Source organism: Ensifer soli, from assembly GCF_041928815.1.
GTDB lineage: Bacteria > Pseudomonadota > Alphaproteobacteria > Rhizobiales > Rhizobiaceae > JBHFEI01.
The window spans coordinates 41,318-61,007 of the sequence record NZ_JBHFEI010000014.1 but is presented as its reverse complement, the minus strand read 5'-3'; the positions used below and the strand labels follow the sequence as shown (position 1 = coordinate 61,007).

15 protein-coding genes are annotated in these 19,690 nt (G+C 69.8%); 4 read left to right on the top strand and 11 right to left on the bottom strand.

Features of this window, described 5'->3' with window-relative positions; genetic code table 11:
• The first annotated feature begins 77 nt into the window (after positions 1–77).
• Positions 78–1,262: a GGDEF domain-containing protein gene (locus ACEVQ6_RS19075; RefSeq protein WP_374890636.1), complete on the top strand. Its 1,185-nt coding sequence runs from the start codon at positions 78–80 to the stop codon at positions 1,260–1,262.
• Between the two features lie 70 nt (positions 1,263–1,332).
• On the opposite strand, the gene ACEVQ6_RS19070 is transcribed toward ACEVQ6_RS19075, so the two are convergent.
• The 11 genes from ACEVQ6_RS19070 to ACEVQ6_RS19020 all read right to left on the bottom strand — a co-directional run bounded on the left by ACEVQ6_RS19070 (position 1,333) and on the right by ACEVQ6_RS19020 (position 16,388).
• The gene (locus ACEVQ6_RS19070) at positions 1,333–3,600 is read right to left on the bottom strand and encodes a polysaccharide biosynthesis tyrosine autokinase (protein ID WP_374890635.1); all 2,268 of its coding nucleotides are present in this window, start codon (positions 3,598–3,600) and stop codon (positions 1,333–1,335) included.
• 18 nt (positions 3,601–3,618) lie between these two features.
• Positions 3,619–4,248: a hypothetical protein gene (locus ACEVQ6_RS19065; protein WP_374890634.1), complete on the bottom strand. Its 630-nt coding sequence runs from the start codon at positions 4,246–4,248 to the stop codon at positions 3,619–3,621.
• Positions 4,249–4,346: 98 nt separating this feature from the next.
• On the bottom strand, positions 4,347–5,543 hold the full coding sequence (locus ACEVQ6_RS19060) for a polysaccharide biosynthesis/export family protein (protein ID WP_374890633.1): 1,197 nt from the start codon (positions 5,541–5,543) through the stop codon (positions 4,347–4,349).
• A gap of 554 nt (positions 5,544–6,097) precedes the next feature.
• Positions 6,098–7,624 carry an aldehyde dehydrogenase family protein gene (locus ACEVQ6_RS19055; protein WP_374890632.1) on the bottom strand — a complete coding sequence of 509 codons (1,527 nt, stop codon included), beginning with the start codon at positions 7,622–7,624 and terminating at the stop codon, positions 6,098–6,100.
• Positions 7,621–8,418: a creatininase family protein gene (locus tag ACEVQ6_RS19050; RefSeq protein WP_374890631.1), complete on the bottom strand. Its 798-nt coding sequence runs from the start codon at positions 8,416–8,418 to the stop codon at positions 7,621–7,623. The genes ACEVQ6_RS19055 and ACEVQ6_RS19050 overlap by 4 nt, the downstream gene beginning before the upstream one ends.
• On the bottom strand, positions 8,415–9,389 hold the full coding sequence (locus ACEVQ6_RS19045; RefSeq protein WP_374890630.1) for an ABC transporter permease: 975 nt from the start codon (positions 9,387–9,389) through the stop codon (positions 8,415–8,417). Before ACEVQ6_RS19045 ends, ACEVQ6_RS19050 begins: the two co-directional genes overlap by 4 nt.
• Before the next feature lie 16 nt (positions 9,390–9,405).
• Complete coding sequence (locus ACEVQ6_RS19040) at positions 9,406–10,425, bottom strand: Gfo/Idh/MocA family protein (protein ID WP_374890629.1); 1,020 nt, start codon at positions 10,423–10,425, stop codon at positions 9,406–9,408.
• 10 nt (positions 10,426–10,435) lie between these two features.
• Positions 10,436–12,982 carry an ATP-binding cassette domain-containing protein gene (locus ACEVQ6_RS19035; protein WP_374890628.1) on the bottom strand — a complete coding sequence of 849 codons (2,547 nt, stop codon included), beginning with the start codon at positions 12,980–12,982 and terminating at the stop codon, positions 10,436–10,438.
• A gap of 223 nt (positions 12,983–13,205) precedes the next feature.
• The gene (locus ACEVQ6_RS19030; protein WP_374890627.1) at positions 13,206–14,228 is read right to left on the bottom strand and encodes a sugar ABC transporter substrate-binding protein; all 1,023 of its coding nucleotides are present in this window, start codon (positions 14,226–14,228) and stop codon (positions 13,206–13,208) included.
• A gap of 155 nt (positions 14,229–14,383) precedes the next feature.
• Positions 14,384–15,322, bottom strand: coding sequence for a threonine ammonia-lyase (locus tag ACEVQ6_RS19025; RefSeq protein WP_374890626.1), 939 nt, complete (start codon positions 15,320–15,322; stop codon positions 14,384–14,386).
• A complete protein-coding gene (locus ACEVQ6_RS19020) occupies positions 15,312–16,388 on the bottom strand; it encodes a succinylglutamate desuccinylase/aspartoacylase family protein (RefSeq protein WP_374890625.1) in 1,077 nt (358 codons plus the stop codon). The genes ACEVQ6_RS19025 and ACEVQ6_RS19020 overlap by 11 nt, the downstream gene beginning before the upstream one ends.
• A gap of 150 nt (positions 16,389–16,538) precedes the next feature.
• Between ACEVQ6_RS19020 and ACEVQ6_RS19015 the strand changes: the two genes are divergently transcribed.
• From ACEVQ6_RS19015 to ACEVQ6_RS19005, 3 genes are read left to right on the top strand one after another with little or no spacing between them, the layout of a single operon-like run.
• Entirely contained in the window at positions 16,539–17,330 is a 792-nt protein-coding gene (locus ACEVQ6_RS19015; RefSeq protein WP_374890624.1) for an IclR family transcriptional regulator, read from the top strand.
• Between the two features lie 8 nt (positions 17,331–17,338).
• A complete protein-coding gene (locus tag ACEVQ6_RS19010; protein ID WP_374890623.1) occupies positions 17,339–18,877 on the top strand; it encodes a putative N-acetylmannosamine-6-phosphate 2-epimerase in 1,539 nt (512 codons plus the stop codon).
• A gap of 36 nt (positions 18,878–18,913) precedes the next feature.
• Positions 18,914–19,690: an SDR family oxidoreductase gene (locus ACEVQ6_RS19005; protein ID WP_374890622.1), complete on the top strand. Its 777-nt coding sequence runs from the start codon at positions 18,914–18,916 to the stop codon at positions 19,688–19,690.

Genomic DNA, 19,690 nt, shown 5'->3' with positions numbered 1-19,690 from the left:
CGCCGACAGGATTTTCTTAAGATCCCCCGCCTAGTCTCGCCCGCGGTCGCGCCCGTCCGGCGCGCACGGGGCGCTCCATGGCCGCAGACGACAATTTCGCCTTTCTTCTGCCGGTCATCATGCTGACCTTCGGCACGATCTTCCTGCTGGCGGCCCGCCAGGCCTCGCCCGCCGCGCGGGTCTGGGGCGGCGGCTACCTTGCCGCCGCCGGCGGCTTCTCCGTGCCGATGACGCGCGAGGTGCTGCCGGTCGTCGCGCAGGCGCTGATCGCCGACGGGCTGCTGCTGGTCGCGATGCTTTTCTTCAGCCAGGCGCTTCTGACGCGCTTCGGCCGTCCGAGGCGCACGGTGCCGAGGCTTGTCTTCGCCGGCCTCGCCTATGGCGTGGTGGCCGCCGCCGTGGTGCTGTGGCGCAGCATGTCGGCCGAGCTCGTCCTGCACGACATCGCCAGCGCCCTCCTGCTCGGCCATGCCGTCGCCTCCAGCCTCAAGGTCGCGCGCCGGCCGGTCGACCTCGCCTTGGTCGGCCTGGCGGGCGTGGTCGTCCTCGACACGGTCGTCCGCAACATCCTGCTCGTCGCCGTCCAGGCGCCGGAGAGCCTCGACGGCTTCGCCTCGTCGGGCTATGCCTTCTACATGCAGGCGAGCGCCGCGATCCTCGGCCTGCTCTTCGCCGTCACCGCCCTTGCCGCCGAGGCGCTCGACGTGGTCGGGCGCTACCGCGACGCAGCCGAGCGCGATCCGCTGACCGGCCTCCTCAACCGCCGCGGCTTCGAGGCCGCCATCGACGGACTGCCGGCCGACGGCCGGCAAGCGGGAGCGGTGCTGATCTGCGACATCGACCATTTCAAGCGGATCAACGACCGCTTCGGCCATGCGGCCGGTGACAGGGTGATCCTCGGCATCGGCGCGGTGCTGACGGCGGGCCTTGCGCCCGGCATGCCGATCGCCCGCTTCGGCGGCGAGGAATTCGTCGTCCTCCTCCCCGGCCATAGCGATGCCGAGGCCGGCGCGCGCGCCAACGGCCTCCGGCTCGCCATCGGTGCGCAGGGCTGGAGCGAGGCCGGGATCGACTGGCAGGTGACCGCGAGCTTCGGCGTCAGCGCCCTGCGCTCCGGCGACCATTCCATCCACGACGCCATCCTCAGGGCCGACCGGGCGCTCTACGCCGCCAAGGCGAACGGCCGCAACCGCGTCGTCATCGACGGCCAGCAGCCGGAACGCCCCGCGGCACTGCGCATCCGCCTCAGCCGCGACGGATAGCGCCGCGCAGGAAACGCGGCGCCGCGGGCCGCGCCTGCGTCCGGACCTCAACGCCGCCCGCCCGCCGCGCTCAGCGCCCATCGGCGTCGCCCTCATAAAGGTGCTGATGATATTCGGGCGCGCCATAGTCCCGGTAGAGCGCCATCCTGCGGCCGTCGACCTTGTTGAGGACGACGCCGAGGCATTTGTCCGCGATCCGCGGTTCCGCCGCCAGCGTGTCGTGCACGGCCTTGCGCGCCGTCCTGCCCCATTCCACCACCAGGATGAAGCCGTCGATGCGCGCCGCGATCGCGCGGGCGTCGACGACGGGCAGCAGCGGCGGGAGGTCGAGCACGACGTAATCGAAGGTGCGCGCCGCCGCCGCCAGCAGGCCGGCCATCGCCGCCGAGGCGAGGAGTTCGGCCGAATGCGGCTCCGGCGTGGCGATGACGGCCGGCAGGAAGGCGAGCTTCGTGTGGCGGTTGACCATCAGCAGGTCGCGCACCGGCCGCCCGTCCCTCAGCGCCTCGAGGAGGCCCGCCTGCGCGTGGCGCGCCATCGCCCGCGTCGCGCCCGGATTGCGCAGGTCCGCATCGACGAGCACGGCCTTCGCCCCCTCGCTCGCCAGGAGTTCGGCGAAATTGATCGCGACCGTCGTTTTTCCCTCGCCCGGCAGCACCGAGACGACGCCGATGACCCGCGACGGCCTGCCCGGCAGCCCGAGGTCGGCGGCGAGCCTGGCGCTGCGCAGGGTCTCGGCGAAGGCCGACAGCGGGTGGTCGACGACGTGATTGGCGATCGCCCGCGCCTTGCGCAGCGCCCGCGGATGGCCATTCCCGGCGCCGGTCGCTTCCTCGCCGTCCCGGATCCGCGGCAGGATGCCGAGACACTCCTGGCCGAGAAGGGCGCGGACCTGTTCGCCGGTGCGGAAGGCGCGGTCGCGCATCTCGCGGAAGGCGCCGAAGCCGGCGCCGGCGCCGGCGCCGAGGAGGAGGGACAGGGCGAGCACGAGCGGCTTTCGCGGATGGCTGGCGCGCTCCGGATCGGAGGCGCGCGAGATGATCCGCGCCTCCGTTACCGGGAAGGACTGCTCGTGCACCGCCTCCTGGTAGCGCTGCAGGAAGGTCTGGTAGAGGTTGCGGTAGGTCTCCGCCTCGCGCTCCAGCTCGCGCAGCTGCACCTGCGTCTCGTTGGCGGACGCGCTGATGCCGCTCGCCTCGGCCACGCTCTCCTTGAGGCTCAGCGCGCGCGTGCGCGCGACGTCGAGGTCGCTGCGGTAGCTTTCGGCGATGCGGCCGAGCTCCTCCGACATCAGTCGGCGGTATTCACGCATCTCGCCGCGCAGGCGCGCCGCCTGCGCATGGTCCGGCCCGAGACGGCCGGCGATCTCGGCCTCGCGCTTGGAAGCGTCGAGATATTTCTCCCGCAGCGTGTTCGAGATGGCGCTGTCGAGCACGTCGGTGACGATCGCGTCCGTCTCTCCCCGTCCGACGATGTCGCGGATGCGCGTCAGGTTCGCCTCGGCCCTGGCGGTGTCGGCCTGGGCGACGATCAGGGCGCTGTTGAGCTCGGTCAGCTGCTGGTCGGTGACGAGCGTGCCGCCGCTGGCGACGAGCCCGTGCGTGGTGCGGAACCTCTGGACGGCGAGATCCGTCTCGAGCGATCTCTGCCGGAGCGCGCCGATGCGCTGCTGCAGCCAGTCGCCGGCGCGCCGCGTCGCCTCGTATTTCGAGGAAAGCTTGTCGGCGAGATAGGCCTCGGCGATCGCGCGGGCGATCCGGCCGGAAAGGGCGGGCGAGGACGAGGTGTAGCCGATCTCGAGCACGTAGCTTCGCCCGACGCGGCTGACCGCCATGTCGTCGCTGAGCCGCGTGGCCGCCGCCTGGCGCCGGTCTTGCGGGGACCGCGGACCCGCATCGCCGGAGAGAAGGGCTGAGGCCGCGCGCAACGAGGCGGCGGCGATGGCCGCAAGCGCGCCGTCCGGCGTGGCGAAGGCGGGGTCGTCGGCAAGCCCGAGCCTGTCGACGACCGCAAGGCAGATCGTCTCGGATCGCAGGAGTTCCACCTGGCTCAGCACCGTCGCCTCGTCGTCGACGGCGCCGCCGAGCGCCGAGAGCCTGTCGGCGACCGCGCGGTTTTCCCGGTCGATCAGCAGGCTCGTGCGCGCGGTATAGAGCGGGACCGCCGTCAGGAGATAGAGGATGCCGAGGAAGAGGCCGACCAGCGGTCCGGCCGCCGCCACCCGCCACTGCCGGCGCGCGGCCGAGAGCAGCCGGTCGAGATCGACCGGAGCGCCCCCGGCCGCCGCCTCGTCCTCCCCGGCATAGAGGCCGCCGGGGCGGCCCTGCCTCTGCAGCATTCCTTCACCCTCCCACCGTCAGTTCGGACTGACCTTTTCGTTTTCGGCATAGCTGCCGCCCCCGCCTCCGACCGAAAAACCGGCCGATGACGGAGACGCGACCGGCGCCGCAGCACCGCCGCCGAGCGCGCCGCCACCGGCAATCGGCGCGGCCGCGACAGTGCCGTCGCCGACCGCCGCCGCCGGCGCATCGACAGACCCCGTCCGCACCTCGCCGGCGGCGGCCTCGAAGGCGGTGTCGACGGCAGGATCGCCGAGGCCGGCGACCTTCTCCTGAAGCGCCGCCGCATAGCGCGGATCCGCCGCCACGCAGGCGCGCGCGGCCCGGGCGAAACCCGCGCCGATCGCCGCGGCCTGGGCCGGCGTGGCGCCCTGCACGAGGCCGAGGAGCGGATCGACCGTGCGCCGGTCCGAGCCGGCGAGGGCCCGGACCCGGGCCGAAAGCAGGATGCCGCCGTCGGGATGCCCGGAGAGAAGCGCCGGAGGCGCCGCGAGGAAGGCGCCGACCTCCTCTCCGGACAACCGCGCCGCGCCGGCGAAGCAGCCCGCACCGGCCTGGGCGCCGGTCTTGGACTGCGCCGGACCGTCCTCGGCCGCGCCGGGAAACGGCGCCAGCAGCAGCACGGCGAGGACGGCTGAGCGGCGCAAGAGCGCAGTGCCCCGCCGGACGGGGCCGTCCGGCCGCCCAGAAGATCGTGCCCGAGGGGCATCGACGCGTCGCGGCCCAAAGGCCGCCGGCCCGCGCATCACAACGCCCTCAGCGCATCGCGCGTGTCGACGACGTCGCCGCTGACGCCCGCCGCCGTCGCCGAGACGGAATTGGCGATCGTCAGGATCTTCAGCAGTTCCACCGCATCGGCATTGGACACGAAGAGGATGTCCTTGTCGTGCATGGCGAATGTCTGAACGGCGAAGAAGGCCGCCGGATCGCGCAGGTTGGCGCGGAAGATCACCGGCACGTCGCCCGGTCCGAAGCGGGCCGTGTCGACGCCGAGCGCCGAAAGCGTGTCGCGCGGCACGCGGCGGTAGAGCATGACGCGCGCCGGATCCGCCCGCCCGTCGAGAAGGCCGCCGGCCTTGCCGAGCGCCTCGCCGAGCGTCAGGTTCGCCTCCTCGAAATCGAAGCGCCCGGAGAGGCCCGTCGCGCCGAAGGCGAGATAGGTGCGGCGCTCCCGCGTGACGAAGATCGTATCGCCCGGCGCAACGAAGATGTTTTCCGCCGGCGTGGCGACGAGATGGTCGTAGAGCACCGTCGCCGACCGCCCGCGGCGCTGCAGCGTCACATAGGTCTCGATCCCCGGCGCGCCGAGGCCGCCGGCCTGCGAGAGGATGTCGAGAACCCGGTCGCCCGCCGGGCTGAGCTCGAATTTCGCCGGCGCGCGCACGTCGCCGAGCACCGAGACCTGGCTCGACCGGCTGCGGATCGTGGTGATCACCACCTGCGGTTCGATGGCGCGGTTGGCCAGAAGGTCCTCGATCTCGCGCTGCACGGCGTCGACTCCGCGCCCGGCGGCGCGCACCCGCCCGGCATAGGGCACGTTGATCGTGCCGGCCCGGTCGATCGTCTGTTCGGGCAGGGTGACGAAATTTCCCGGGCGGCTGCCGGCATCGACGGGAATGAACAGGCCGCCGGTCTGGGATTCGAAGATCGACACCGCCACCACATCGCCGACGCCGAGCGGCAGGGCCGGCGGCCCGCCCCGCCCGCCGCCGAAACTGCCGAAGCTCGCCGCATCCGCGCCGCCGAAGAAGGGCAGCACGCGCGCGGTGATGTCGACGAGGGCGTAGTCGATCCCGACCTTGCGGTCGGCGGCGGTGACCTTGACATAGGCATTGGCTTCGACGGCGCGATCGTCGGGTCCGGATCGAGGTGTCGCCGCGCAGCCGGACAACACCGATACAACCAGGGCAAGGCCCCGGATCAGCCTGAAATGCCCCAGCATATGAATGTCCTGAAATCGCGCCCGAAGTCCTGTTCGCGGTTGCAGCAACAGGATCGGCAACTTTCACCTGCAATCATGGCAAGTTTTCAGGAAAATACAAGAGATGCCGTGATCATCGATGAATTTTTACATCGGACTGCAGATCTCCGGGCCAATTTATAAAATAAATATCACTTTCGACATCGAAGAAAATTTGAATATCTCAAAAATTTCTTTGATATTCATGCGAAGTATCGAAGTAAAATCTCCACTCATTTACGAATAAGATGGAATCCCGAAACGAGACATGACCCCTGCACACCTGGATCGGGCGTCGACGGCAAGGAAAGAGTGAGTAAGGATTCGTTCATATTCTATCGATGACCTATCATGCGTTGTACCGGGCGAACCGACCGGATGCATGATGATCTTGCGCCGGGCGACATTCCGTCGCGCGGGCCCGGCTCTATACACGGCATGATTGCTGGAGGCCGAACGGCTTTTCCAGCGACTGTTCCAGAATGGCACACCTTCCCGGCGCTGGCGATCGCGCCGGGAGGGTGTGCCCCGCGCGATCAGCGCGAGACGTCGACCGTCATCGTCTTCAGGTCGCACATCTCCATCAGCGTGTGGCGGCCGCCGGTGCGCCCGAGCCCGCTGTTGGTGCCTGCGGCGCCGCCGGCGGGGATGTGCGGCTCCCAGTAGCAGCTCATCTCGTTGACGTTGACGATGCCGACCCGCAGCGTTTCCGTATAGTGGAAGGCGCGCTTGATCGAATTGGTGAAGACGGCGGCCGAAAGGCCGTAGGGGCTGGAGGCGGCGAGCGCGAAGGCCTCCTCGTCGGTGTCGAAGGTCAGCACCGGGGCGACCGGACCGAAGGACTCCTCGACATTGAGCAGGCTCTCCCGCGTCAGGCCGGTGACGACGGTCGGCTCGAAATAGAGGTTGGTCGGCTTGCCCTTGGCGATGCCGCCGCCGGTCAGTACGCGGGCCTGGCGCGCCTCGGCGTCCGCCATGTGCGACAGCATCTTGTCGAGCGAGGCGGCGTTGTTGAGCGGCCCCATCGTCGTTTCCGGATCGAAAGGATCGCCCATCCTCACCTTGCCCGCCGCCTTCACCAGGCCCTCGACGAAGTCGTCATGGATCGACTGGTGGACGAGGAAGCGCTCGGTCGCGGTGCAGATCTGCCCGGCATTGGCAAAGCAGCCGGCGCCGACCTGGGCGGCGGCCATCTCGACATCGGCGTCGGCGAGCACGATGGTCGGGCCGTTGCCGCCCATTTCGAGGAGCAGCGGCTTGCCGGCGCCGCGCCGCGCGATCGCCGCCCCCGTCGCGGAGCTGCCGGTGAAGCCGATCGCGTGCACGCCCGGATGGATGACCGCCTCGTCGCCCACCTCCGCGCCCTCGCCGAGGACGAGATTGACGGCGCCGTCCGGCACGCCGGCCTCGATCAGGCATTCCATCAGCTTGACCGCGATCAGCGACGTGGTCGGCGCCGGCACCCAGACGACGGCGTTGCCGGTGGCGAGCGCCGGCCCGAGATAGTAGAGGCAGGGGAGTGCGGCCGGGAAATTCCACGGCGTGATGATGGCGAAGACCCCCTTCGGCTGCAGGAAGCTGAAGGCGCGCTTGTTGGCGTCGGCGACGGGGAAGCAGGCGGTTTCCAGCCACTTGATCTGCTCGGCGGCGTTGCGGAAGCCGAGTGCCGCGCCGGCGACCTCCGCCTTCGCCTCCTTGTGGAAGGGCTTGCCCTGTTCGAGGCAGAGCAGGCGCGCGAGGTCGTCGGCATGACGGTCGATCGCGTCGGCGACCTTCATGCACAACGCCGCCCGGGCGAAGACGCCCATGCGCCGCAGCGTCTCGCGCGCGCCGTGGGCGGCGGCGACCGCGCGGCCGACATCGGCGCGGGTCGACAAAGCGAGGTAGCCGAGATGCTCGCCGGTCGCCGGGCTGTCCACCTTCAGGAAGCGGCCGGCGCTGCCCGCCACCCAGTCGGCGCCGATGCGGTTGACGCCAACGGTCTTGCCGCTCTCGGTTTCGGTGACGATCGGCATGCCGCGCAGGTTCGGGCCGTCGAGCGAGGATTTGAAGAAGACCGTCATGGAGAACTCCTTTGACCGTAGTCGGATTGCAGCTTAAGAAGCGCGGCGCGGCTTCGCGCCGCCGCCGCTTCGAAGAGGCGGGCGCCGGCCTCTGGCGAGGCCTCGGACGGCGTGCCGATGACGCCGTTGTCGCGGATCACCTCGAAGGGCCGCCAGACGGAGACGGCCGGGCCGGCATAGAGATGCGGATCGGGCCAGGAGGGCGGAGTCGTGCCGCCGGGGATCAGGGTTTTGCGCACGCTTGCGCCGACGGCATGCATCATCAGCGAGGTTTCGAGCGCGCAGGCATGGCCGGTGCCATGGGCGGCATCGGGCAGCACCTCGGCGGCGACGTCGGCGATCAGGTCGAAATAGGAAAAGCCGGCGGAGAGGATACCCTGCCGGCCGAGCGTCGTTATCGCCACCTGGATCGCGGCGCGGTTGCCGCCATGGCCGTTGAGGATCACCGGAAGGAACCCGTCCTTAGCGAGGCAGGAGAGAAGATCGACGAGAACGGCGATGAAGGTCTCCGGCCGGAGGCTCATCGTGCCGGCGAAGGCGCGGTGATGCTCGGAAGAACCATAGGCAAGAGGCTCGCAGACGCGGATGGCGTCCTGCCCTTCCGCCGCCGCCAGCGCCACGGCCTGCGCCAGCCAGATGTCGACGCCGAGCGGCAAATGCGGCCCGTGCTGCTCGACGGCCCCGGTCGGCAGCACGGCGAGCGGCTTTCTCGGTCCCGATGCGGCGAGCGCCTTCGCCTCGGGCGATGTGAGGAAGGCGAAACCGGTCGGCCCCTGGGTGCCGGACGGGCTCATCGCGCCGCCTCGACGAGGCGCGCCTTGCCAAAGGTCATGGCGGCGTCGGCGAGGAGGGCGGCCATGATGATCGCGCCCTTCCACAGTTCGAGGCTCGACGGATCGGTGCCGAAGATGCGCAGCGCCGTCGTCAGCAGGCTGACGATCAGCGCGCCGACGACCGCGCCCCAGACCGTGCCGCGCCCGCCGAAGATCGAGGTGCCGCCGAGGACGGCTGCCGCAATGGCGTCGAGCAGCAGCGAGGTGCCGCCGATGTTCGGCGTCACCACCGGCACGCGGCTGATCATGATGGCGGCGGTGAGGAAGACGAAGAGGCCGGAGGCGCCGTAGACGAGGATGGTGTGGCGCGTCACCGGGATGCCGGCGAGCTCGGCGGCGGCCGGATCGGAACCGAGCGCATAGGTGCGCAGGCCGAAGCGCGTCTGGCGCATCAGCAGCGCGGCGAGAAGCGCGATCACGAGCGTGGCGAGGATGACATGGGGCAGGCCGAGGCTGCGCTCGACGCCGACGAAGCGCAGCCAGGGTTCCTTCAGCATCAGCACGCCCTTCGAGGCGACGGCGAGCGTCGCCCCCTGCAGCACGACCATCATGGCGAGCGTGGTGACGAAGGGCGGGATCTTCAGGAGCGCGATCACCGAGCCGTTGACGAGGCCGACCACGACCATGACGACGAGGCCGATCGACAGCGCGCCCGAAAGGCCGAATCCGGCATCGATGAGGCTCGCGACGAGCACGGCGCAGAAGGCGACGCCGACGCCGGCCGAAAGATCGATGCCCGCCGTCAGCAGCACGATGAGGGCGCCGAGCGCCAGCACCGCGATCGGCGTCGCCTGGGCGGCGATGTTGATCAGGCTGGCGGTGGAGACGACGCGCGGATCGACGATGGCGAAGACGACGGTCAGAACGACGAGCAGGATCAGCGGCGAGAGATCGAGCGCACGGCGGGCGAGACGGTTGCGGTTGGTGCTCATGGTTCTCTCCCGGCCCTCAGATCCGCCAGTCGGCGACGGTCTCGCGCTGGCCGGACGCGACGCTTGCGAGGATCGCGTCGTTGACGGCGACGGCCCGCAGCGCATCCTCGACCGGCATGACGAAGGGGCGGTCGTCAAGGACGGCGCCGATGAAATGGCGGACCTCCTCGTAAAGGTCGCCGGTGATATGGCCATGGGTCTCCGGCCAGTGCAGCCCGTCCGGCAGCGACCACTGCCCGCGCGAGAGGATGCGCAGGCCGTGGTCGCGCACGTCGAGATCGATCATGCCCTCGGTGCCGATCACCTCGGTGCGGGCCCAGATGCCGGTCGGCACGCTCTCGGGAAGGGTCCAGCCGGAATGGAGCTGGCCGGCCATGCCGTTCTCCATCTCGACGGTGGTGAAGATCGCATCCTCGGACGCGACGCCGAGCGAGGGCATCAGCGTCGAGACGGTGCGGGAATAGACGGTCCGGACATTCGAGCCGGTGATCCATTGCAGCATGTCGACGTCGTGGATGCCGAGATAGAAGCAAACGCTCGACCGGCCGTTCATCCGCTGGCCGACCTCTCGGTTGGTCAGGCGGCCGCTCGAGGCATGGATCGGCGTGCCGATCCTGCCCTCGCGCACGGCCTTGGCCGCCGCCGCATAGCGCGGATCGAAGCGCAGGATGTGGGCGACGAGCAGGCGCGCGCCGCTTTTCTCGGCTGCCCGCGCGATCGCCTTCGCGGCCGTGAGAGTATGTGCCATCGGCTTTTCGAGCAGCACCGGCTTGCCGGCGGCAAGCAGGGCGCAGGTGACGTCCTCGTGCAAACGGTCGGGGGCGGCGACGATATAGGCGTCGGCGGCATCCGCCGCGAGTGCTTCCCCGGCATCGGCGAAATGCGGCACGCCGAAGGCCTCCGCCGCCGCGCGGCCGCCCGCAACGTCGGGATCGATGATCGCCGCGACGGTGGCGCGGTCGCTGTCGGCGACGACGCGGGCATGCAGCAGGCCCATGAATCCGGCGCCGACGATGGCGATGCGAAGCGTGCTCATGGCGTTCTCCTCATTGTGCCGGCTGCGGCTGCAGCCGGGCGCCGTTCGATGGCGGCGGCGGGGGCGGGGCGGCGCGTTCGCCGAAGGCGAGTGCCATCACGTCTTCCTCGGAGGCGCCGCGCGCGAGTTCCCCGACCGAGCGGCCCTCGCGCATGACGACGATGCGGTCGGCGACGCCGAGCACTTCCGGCAGTTCGCTCGACACCATCAGGATGGCGGCGCCCTCCTGCTTCAGCCTTGCGATCAGGTGGTGCAGCTCGGACTTCGCCCCGACGTCGACGCCGCGCGTCGGCTCGTCGAGCAGGATGATCCTCGGCTTCGTCGCCAGCCATTTGCCGATGACGACCTTCTGCTGGTTGCCGCCGGACAGCTCGATCGTCGCCTTCTCCGGCTGGGCGGGCCGCACGCCGAGCGAGGCGATCAGTTCCCTCGACAGCGCGGTGATGCGGCGCGGCGAGACGATGCCGAAGGGGCTGTTGCCGCGGATCCAGGCGAGCGAGAGATTGTCGCGGATCGACATGGTGCCGACGAAGCCTTCGAGATGGCGGTCCTCGGGGATGTAGACGATGCCGGCGCGGTTGGCGGCCTTGACGTCGCCGCCCTGCTGCTCGGTGCCGAAGATGCGGATCGCGCCGCGCTCGGGCGCCTCCAGCCCGGCGATCAGCCTGAGCACCTCGGAGCGGCCGCTGCCCATCAGCCCGGCAAGCGCGACGATCTCGCCGCGATGCACGGTGAGCGAGGCGGATTTGAGCAGCCGGCCGTTGCCGATGCCGGCAACCTCGACCGCCGCCTCGCGGACAGTGGCGTCGACATGGGGGAAGATGTCGCCGACGTCGCGGCCGACCATCATCGAGACGATCTCGGCCTCGCTGGTCGCCGCCGTCTCGCGCTCGCCGATGAACCTGCCGTCGCGCAGGACCACGACGCGGTTACACTGGGTGAAGATCTCCTCCATCTTGTGGGAGATGTAGAGGATGGCGGCACCGCGGGCCTTCAGCGTGCCGATCAGCTCGTAGAGATGGTCGCGCTCGCGGTTGGAAAGCGCGCTGGTCGGCTCGTCCATGACGAAGAACCAGGCGTCGGCGAGCACGGCGCGGGCGATCTCGACCATCTGCTGGCGGCCGACCGAGAGCGTGCGCAGCTCCGCGTCGACGTCGATGTCGAGCGCGAGTTCGGCGAGGATCGCGCGCGCCTCCCGGCGCATGCGCGCGCGGTCGAGCAGGCCGAGGCGGGTGCGGGGCTCGCGGCCGACGAAGAGGTTTTCCGCCACCGTCAGGTCGGGCGACAGGCTGAAATGCTGGTGGATGACGCTGATGCCGCGCGCGTCGTTGGGCGAATGGAAATCGGCGACCTTGCCGTCGATGACGATCTCGCCCTCGTCGGGGCGGTAAAGGCCGGAGATGCACTTCACCAGCGTCGACTTGCCGGCGCCGTTCTCGCCGGCAAGCGCCACGACATCGCCGGGGGCGACCGAGAAGGAGACGCCGTCCAGCGCCTTGACGCCGGGAAAGGTCTTGCCGATGCCGTTGAGGACCAGGCTGTGGCCGCCCTTCGCCGGCGGGGCGGGAGCGTCGGCGGCGACCGGCGCCTTGCGGCGATGGCCGCGAAACAGCGCCTTGACGCTTTCCGGCTGGCTGGTCAGCACCGCGACGAGGATCAGCGCGCCGGTGATGTAGTAGATATAGATCTGCGGCACCTGCAGGAAGGACAGGCCGGTGTTGATGACGCCGAGCAGCAGCGCGCCGATCGCCGTGCCCCAGATCGAACCCTTGCCGCCGGAAAGCTTCGTGCCGCCGACGATCGCCGCGGTGATCGCGGTGAATTCGAGGCCGGTGCCGGCGAGCGGCTGGGCCGAGCCGAGACGGCCGATCGTCAGGATGGCGCCGAGCCCGGCCGTGGCGCCGGCGATCAGATAGACCGAGATGCGCACCCATTCGACCGGCACCATCGAGGCCCGCGCCGCGTCGGCATTGCCGCCGACGGCATAGATCCAGCGGCCGTAGACGGTGCGCTTCAGCACGAACCACCAGAGGACGAGGCAGAGAAGCGCGATGACGACGGAGGCGGGCAACAGGCCGATCGAGGCGCTGCCGGCAAAGAGCACGACCGGATCGGCGATCGCGATGCTGGAGGCGCCCGAGAGGCTGAGCGACAGGCCGCGCGCGAACGCCATGGTGGCGAGCGTGGCGATGAAGGGCGAGATGCCGGCCATGCCGATCAGCAGGCCGTTCAGGAGGCCGATCGCCGCGCCGCTGAGGATGGCGGCGGCGAGCGAGAGCACGGCCGAGCCGGTCGCGGCGAAGACGAGGCCGGCGGAAACGCCGGAAAAGGCGAGCGCGGCGCCGACGGAGATGTCGATGCCGCGGGCGATGATCACCGCGGTCATGGCGAAGGCGACGAGCGCGATGACGGCGCTCTGCTGCGCGATCGAGACGAAATTGCCGGCCGTCAGGAAAAGCGGATCGATCCAGCCGAAGACGGCGACGGCAACCGCCAGCACGACGACGAGCACCGGCTCGTTGCGGCGAAGGAGCGTTGAGGTCAATGACTGCGACATGATCGGCCGCCTCTTCTGGACGTTGGCGCCTGCCGGGAGAACGCGACAACCGATTGTCGCGAAGCGGCGGGCGGAAACAAGGAGATCCGGAGCCCGGAGAGGTTCGGGATGAACCGTGCGGACGTCAAGGACAATCGCCCGCCGCTCCCTAGCCGGGCCGGCGCCGGGCGACCCGACGGCAGGCGCCGGCGCGGGACACGCCGCGCCGGCCGCGCCGCCGGATTTACTTGCCGGCGGTCATGGCGCTCGCCGGCAGCTTCGGCCCGAGCTGCTCGGTGTAGTTCTTCGCCTCGACGGCCGCCTTCTCGGTGGAGATATAGTCGAAGGTGACGCCGGCGGCCTTCAGCTTCTCGGCAGTCGCGTCCGAGGTGATGAAGTAGGTCGGCATGTAGAGGTCCTTCGGCATGCCGGTCTCGCCATTGGCGAGGCGGGCGGCGACCGCGATGTTCCAGTAGCCGACGCGGTAGGCGCCGGTCAGCACGTCGATGACCATCTTGCCGCTGTCGATCAGCTCCTTCATCTCGGCGTCGCCGTCATAGCCGCCATAGATCAGGTCCGTGCCCATGGTGCTGGCGACGCTGTCGGCGGCAAGGCACAGGCTGTCGGAGATGCAGGCGATCGCCTTCAGGTCCGGATAGGTGGTAAGCCAGGTCTGCGCGGCGTTGGTCGCCTTGGCGGCGTCCCAGTTGGTCGGCTCGATGCCGACGACCTTGATCTTCGGATATTCCTTGGCGAGCGTGTCGAGGAAGCCCTTCTCGCGCGTGTCGGAGACGAAGTTGCCGCGCGAACCGACCAGCAGCGCCACCTCGCCCTCGCCGCCGAGCGAGGCACCGATGGCGCGGGCGACCATCGACATGTTCTCGTAGTCCGGATAGAGCGTCGAATAGTTCTCGCCGGCCTCGACCTTGTTGCCCATGGTGATGACCGGGATGCCGGCGGCCGTCGCCTTCTGGATCACGGGAACGACGGCGTTCTTGTCGATCGGGTCGATCAGGATGGCGCTGACGCCCTGGTTGATGAAGTTCTCGATGATGCCGACCTGCTTTTCGAGGCTGCCCTCGGCGCTCTGCCAGGTGGCCTTGACGCCATAGTCGGAGGTGGCGACGTCGCCGGCTTCCTTCATGCGGACGAAGAAGGAATTCTGCAGGTCGATGGCGGCGAGGCCGAGCACCTTCTCCTGAGCCATGGAGGGGGTGGCGATCGCCAGCGCCAGAAGGGCGACGGATGTCTTCAGAATGTTGCGCATGTTCAGTTCTCCTCTGCCCCTCGGGGGCCTTTTGACACTTTTGAAAAGGTCGGGCGATTGTTCGCCTCTTCTTGATCTTGTCCGGACGCCGGTCCCCCCAGCGAGGACGGGCGGCCGCAGCACCGGCGCGCAAGCCGCGCCGGGGTTAAGGCGTTTCAGGCGGCGAGCGCGTCGGTCCCGGCACCGCAGACGAGGCCGGCGATGCGGGCGCCTGGTTCGGGCATCACCGCTCCCGCCATCAGGGCCGCCAGCGACGCCGCGCCGCTGAGGTCGGCCGCGATGCCGAACTCGAACCAGAGAAGGTCGGCCGCCCTCTGCATGTCGGCGTCCTCGATCAGCACGATCTCGTCGACATGCCGTCGCGCCGTCTCGTAGATGCGCGCGTCGGTGCGGCCGCAGGCCATGGTGGCGACCCTGGTCGTCACCTGCGGTAGGCGCACGACATGGCCGGCGGCAAACGAGGCGTGGAGCGTCGGCGAGCCGACCGGCTCGACGCCGACGACGCGGGCCTGCGGCTTCAGATGCTTGACCACCTGCGACAGGCCGGTGATCAGCCCGCCGCCGCCGATGGCGACGATGTAGAGATCGGCATCCGGGATCTGCTCGACCATCTCGATGCCGACCGTGCCCTGGCCGGCGACGATGGCGTCGTCGGCGAAGGGATGCAGGTAGAAGGCGCCGCGGTCTTCGGCGAAGGCAAGCGCGGCCTCGTGCGCCTCGTCCCAGACCGCGCCGGCATGGCGCACGTCGGCGCCCCATCTCGCAAGCTTCTCGGCCTTGATCGGGCTGGCGTTCGTCGGCAGGAAGATCGTCGCCGGCACGCCGGCCTGCCGCGCCACATAGGCGGTGGCGAGGCCGTGATTGCCCCCGGAAGCGGCGACGAGGCCCGTCGCGATGGCCTCGGGCGGCAGCGACGTCACCCGGTTGGTGGCGCCTCGGATCTTGAAGGAGCCGCTGACCTGCAGGCATTCGAGCTTCAGGTGGACGTCGTTGCGAAGGTCGAAGCCGGAACAATGGTCGAGCTTCAGAACCGGGGTTCGACGCACGAAAGGCCGGATGCGCTCGGCGGCGGCGGCGATATCCTCAAATCCCATCGGCGAGCGCCTCCGGATAGTCGACGGCGAGCACGAAGCAGCAATTGCCGGGACGCACGCGTCCGGGCTGGCGCTTGGCGAAGACGATGCCGTCGATCGGATGGGTGAGCGTCACCGGTTCGCGGGCGGGCTGGCGCAGGAAATGGATGCGGCCGGCGACGTCGCCCGCCTTGACCATCGCCCCGAGCGGGCTCACCGGTTCGAACACGCCGTCCTCGTCGGAGACGACATAGGCCTTGGCCCCGGGCACAGTGAGCACGCGGGCATTGGCCTCGGGCACAATCTCCGGCTCGCCCTTCAGGATGCCGGCATGTTTCAGCACGTTGCGGATGCCGCGCCGGCAGATTTCGAGCGCCTCGGGGCTGACGAGGCCGCCGCCGGCCATCTCGCTGCCGATCACGACCAGCCCCTGCAGGTTGGCCGCGGCGGTCGAGGTGCGCGTTTCCCCCAGATTGTCGACCATGACGACGGTCGGCGCGCCGAAGGCGAGCGTGGCGGCGATGTTCCGGCGGTGTCCCTCGGGCGTCGGGGAGGGCTCGATGATGGCGCTTGGGAGGATCATCAGGGACGACCCGCCGGAATGGAGATCGAGGAAATAGTCGGAGACCGGAAACAGGCAGTCGTTGACATAGGCGGCGATCTGCTCGGTCAGCGTGCCGTTGAAGTCGCCGGGAAAGGTGCGGTTGAAGTTGAGCCCGTCGACGGGCGAGGTGCGCGTGCCGGCCTCGACGGCGCGGATGTTGATCGCAGGGATGGCGATGATGCGGCCGGAGACCTCGGACGGATCGATCTCGCGCAAGAGCTCGCCGAGCGCGATCGGCCCCTCATATTCGTCGCCGTGGTTGCCGGCCTCGATCAGGATCGTCGGGCCTTCGCCGTTCTTGATGACGGCGAGCGGCACCTGCACCGCGCCCCAGGCGTCGTCATGCGGCGACTGCGGCACGGAGAACGTGCCGATCTGCTTGCCCGGACGGTCGAGGTCGACGGCGCTGAAGACGCTGTTGCGGCGCGGCGCGAGGCGGGCGCGGCCCTGGCTTTCAGATGTGACGACCGTTGGATTTGTCATCGTTCCCACTGAATTTCTTCTTGTCGGAGGCATCATGACGGTTTTATATATGGTGTCAAGTTCGAATATGAAACGAACGCAGCCCGGAACCCCGATGACAAGTCGCCGCTCCCTTCTCTATGGTTCAGCTCGCAACGGAGGCTGCGACGCATGAGCAACGACACGAACGACACGGGGAAACCGTCCTATTCCGCGCCGGCCCTGACCAAGGGCCTCGAAGTGCTGGAACTGCTTGCGGAGGCGAACGCGCCGCTGACGATGAAGGCGATCGCCGACCGGCTTGGCCGCTCGAAGAACGAGATCTTCCGCATGCTGGTGGCGCTGCAGGAGCGGCGCTACATCGAGCGCGACCCGGAGACCGACGCCTTCACGCTCACCGACCGGCTGTTCAAGCTCGGCCTGCACACGCCGACGGCGCAGGACCTGATGACGGTGGCGATGCCGGAACTTTCGCGCATCGCCGAGGAGAGCCGGCAGTCGCCCCATCTCGTCGTCATCCATCGCGGCTTCACCGTGGTGACGGCGGCGGTGCCCGGCGGCGAGGACATGTCGCTGACGCTGCGCCTCGGCTACGGACGGCTCTCGACCGACGCCACCTCGGGACAGGTGATCCTCGCCTTCCAGTCGGAGGCGGCGGCGAGGAAGCTGATCGACGAGGCCGAGCTGCATGCGCCCGCGCCGATCGACCGGGTGCAGCTCGGCCGTCAGCTCCAGGCGATCCGCGCCCGCGGCCACGAGCTGCACGACAGCCGCGACCTCGTCGGCATCACCGACATCTGCTGCCCGGTGATCGGCGCCGACGGCAATGCGGTCGCCTCCGTCATCATCGCCTACATCAACCGGCACATCCGCGTCAGCCGGCACCAGGAGACGCTCGCCGTGCTCAAGGCGGCCTGCGCCCGCATGTCGACGCGGCTCTCGACGCGCGTGCGACAGCAATAGGACAGGACATGGCACCGGACGGCACGACGCCCCTTGATCGGGATCTTCTCAGGCACGGCCTGATCGTGTCGTGCCAACCGGTGCCGGACGGGCCGACCGACACGGCCGAGTTCGTCGTGGGCTTCGCCCGCGCCGCCGTCGCCGCCGGGGCCTGCGCCGTGCGCATCGAATCCGTGCGCTATGTCGCGGCGGTGCGCGCCGCCGTCGCCGTCCCCGTCATCGGCATCGTCAAGCGCGACCTCGACGACAGTCCCGTTCGCATCACGCCCTTCGTCGCCGATGTCGAGGCGCTCGCCGATGCCGGCGCCGACATCATCGCCATCGATGCCACCGACCGGGTGCGCCCGGCAACGGTCGGGGATCTCGTCGCCGCCATCCGCCGCCGCGGCCGCCTCGCCATGGCCGACTGCGCGACCCTTGCCGACGCGGAGCGCGCACTGGCGCTCGGCGTGGCCTATGTCGGCACGACGCTGTCGGGCTATACCGACGGGCCGGTGCCGGAAGACCCCGACCTCGCGCTGGTCCAGGCGATGCGCGCGCTCACGCCCCATGTCATCGCGGAAGGCCGGCTGAAGGTGCCGCAGGATGCGCGCGACGCGGCCGAGGCCGGCGCCTTCGCCGTCGTCGTCGGCTCGGCGATCACGCGGACGGAACACGCGACCGGCTGGTTCCTCGACGCGGCGCGGCAGGGCTGGCGCGCCGACAACGCCGCGCCGTCGCTGGCGATCGACCTCGGCGGCACCAAGACGCTGGTCGCGCTGGTCAGGGGCGCCGCCGTGCTCTCCTCGCAGGTGATCGCCACCGACCGCGCCGCCCGGCCCGAAACCTGGCTGAAAGCCGCGCGCGACCTTTATCACGGCTGGGGCGCGCCGGAGATCGGCGGCGTCGGCCTCGCCGTCACCGGGGTCGTGCGCGATGGCGCGTGGTCGGCGCTCAATCCCGGCACGCTGCCGGTCCCCGAGGGGTTCCCGCTCGTCGACAGCGCGCGCGGCCTCTTTCCCGGCCTGCCGGTGACGGCGCTGAACGATGCGCAGGCGGCCGCCTGGGGCGAACACCGCCACGGCGCGGGGCGCGGCGCGCGCGACCTGGTCTTCCTCACCGTCTCGACCGGCATCGGCGGCGGCATCGTCCTTGACGGACGGCTCAGGCGGGGGCTTTCCGGCCATTTCGGCCAGACGGGCGGTCCGGAGTGTCGTTTCGAGGACGGCGCCAGCGGCCGCTTCATCGCCGACAGCGCCGCACGCGCCGGCCATCCCGCCGATGCGAAGGCGGTCTTCACCGCCGCCGGCGCGGGGGCGGCCTGGGCGGCGGCGATCCTCGACGACAGCGCCGCCCGCATCGCCGGCCTCTGCCGCAACATCCGGCTGACGCTCGATGTCGGGCGCATCGTCATCGGCGGCGGCATCGGGCTGGCGCCGGGCTTTCTCGAACGGGTGTCGGAGCGGCTGGCGCTCCTGCCCGGTCACTTGCGTCCCGACGTCCTGCCGGCGGCGCTCGGCGCCGAGGCCGGCATCGTCGGCGTTGCCGATCTCGCCGCGCGCGCCTGACCCTTGCATGCAAAACAACGACACGAGGAGAACGACATGTTTCAACTGGACGGAAAGACGGTGGTGATCACCGGGGCGGGCGGCGGCATCGGCCGGCCGCTGGTGAAGACCTTCCTCGACGCCGGCGCCCGCGTCGTCGCCTGCGACCGCTCCCCGGAGCTGATCGCCGACCTCGATGTCGCCCACAAGGCCTATTTCGAGCTGACCGACCGGGCCTCGATCGCCGCCGCCGCCGCCGACATCCTCGACACGGTCGGCGTGCCGGACGTGCTCGTCAGCAATGCCGGCTTTACGCGCGGCGAATATTTCGAGAAGGTGACGGACGCGCTCTGGTACCAAGACATCGAGGTCAACCTCAACGGCGTGCGCCATTTCGCCGATCCGATCATCACCGCGATGATCGCAAACGGCGGCGGCACGCAGGTCTTCATCGCCTCGGTCAACGGTTTTGCCCATTTCGGCCATCCCGCCTATTCCGTCGCCAAGGCCGGGCTTCTCGCCTACATGAAGGCGATCGCCACCGAGCATGGCCGGCGCGGCATACGCGCCAATGCGGTCTGCCCCGGCTCGGTGCGCACCGATGCCTGGAACTACCGCATCGCCGGCGAGCCGGATCTGATCGACCGCGCCAGCCGCTATTACGCGCTTCAGCGCCTCGTGACGCCGCAGGAAGTGGCGAATGCGGCGCTGTTCCTCGCCTCGCCGCTCTCCTCCGGCATCACCGGCGCGGAGCTTCCCGTCGACGCCGGTCTGACGGCCGGCAATGTCCGCTTCGTCGACGACATCGTCCGCGCCGCGGTCCTGAAGGACTGA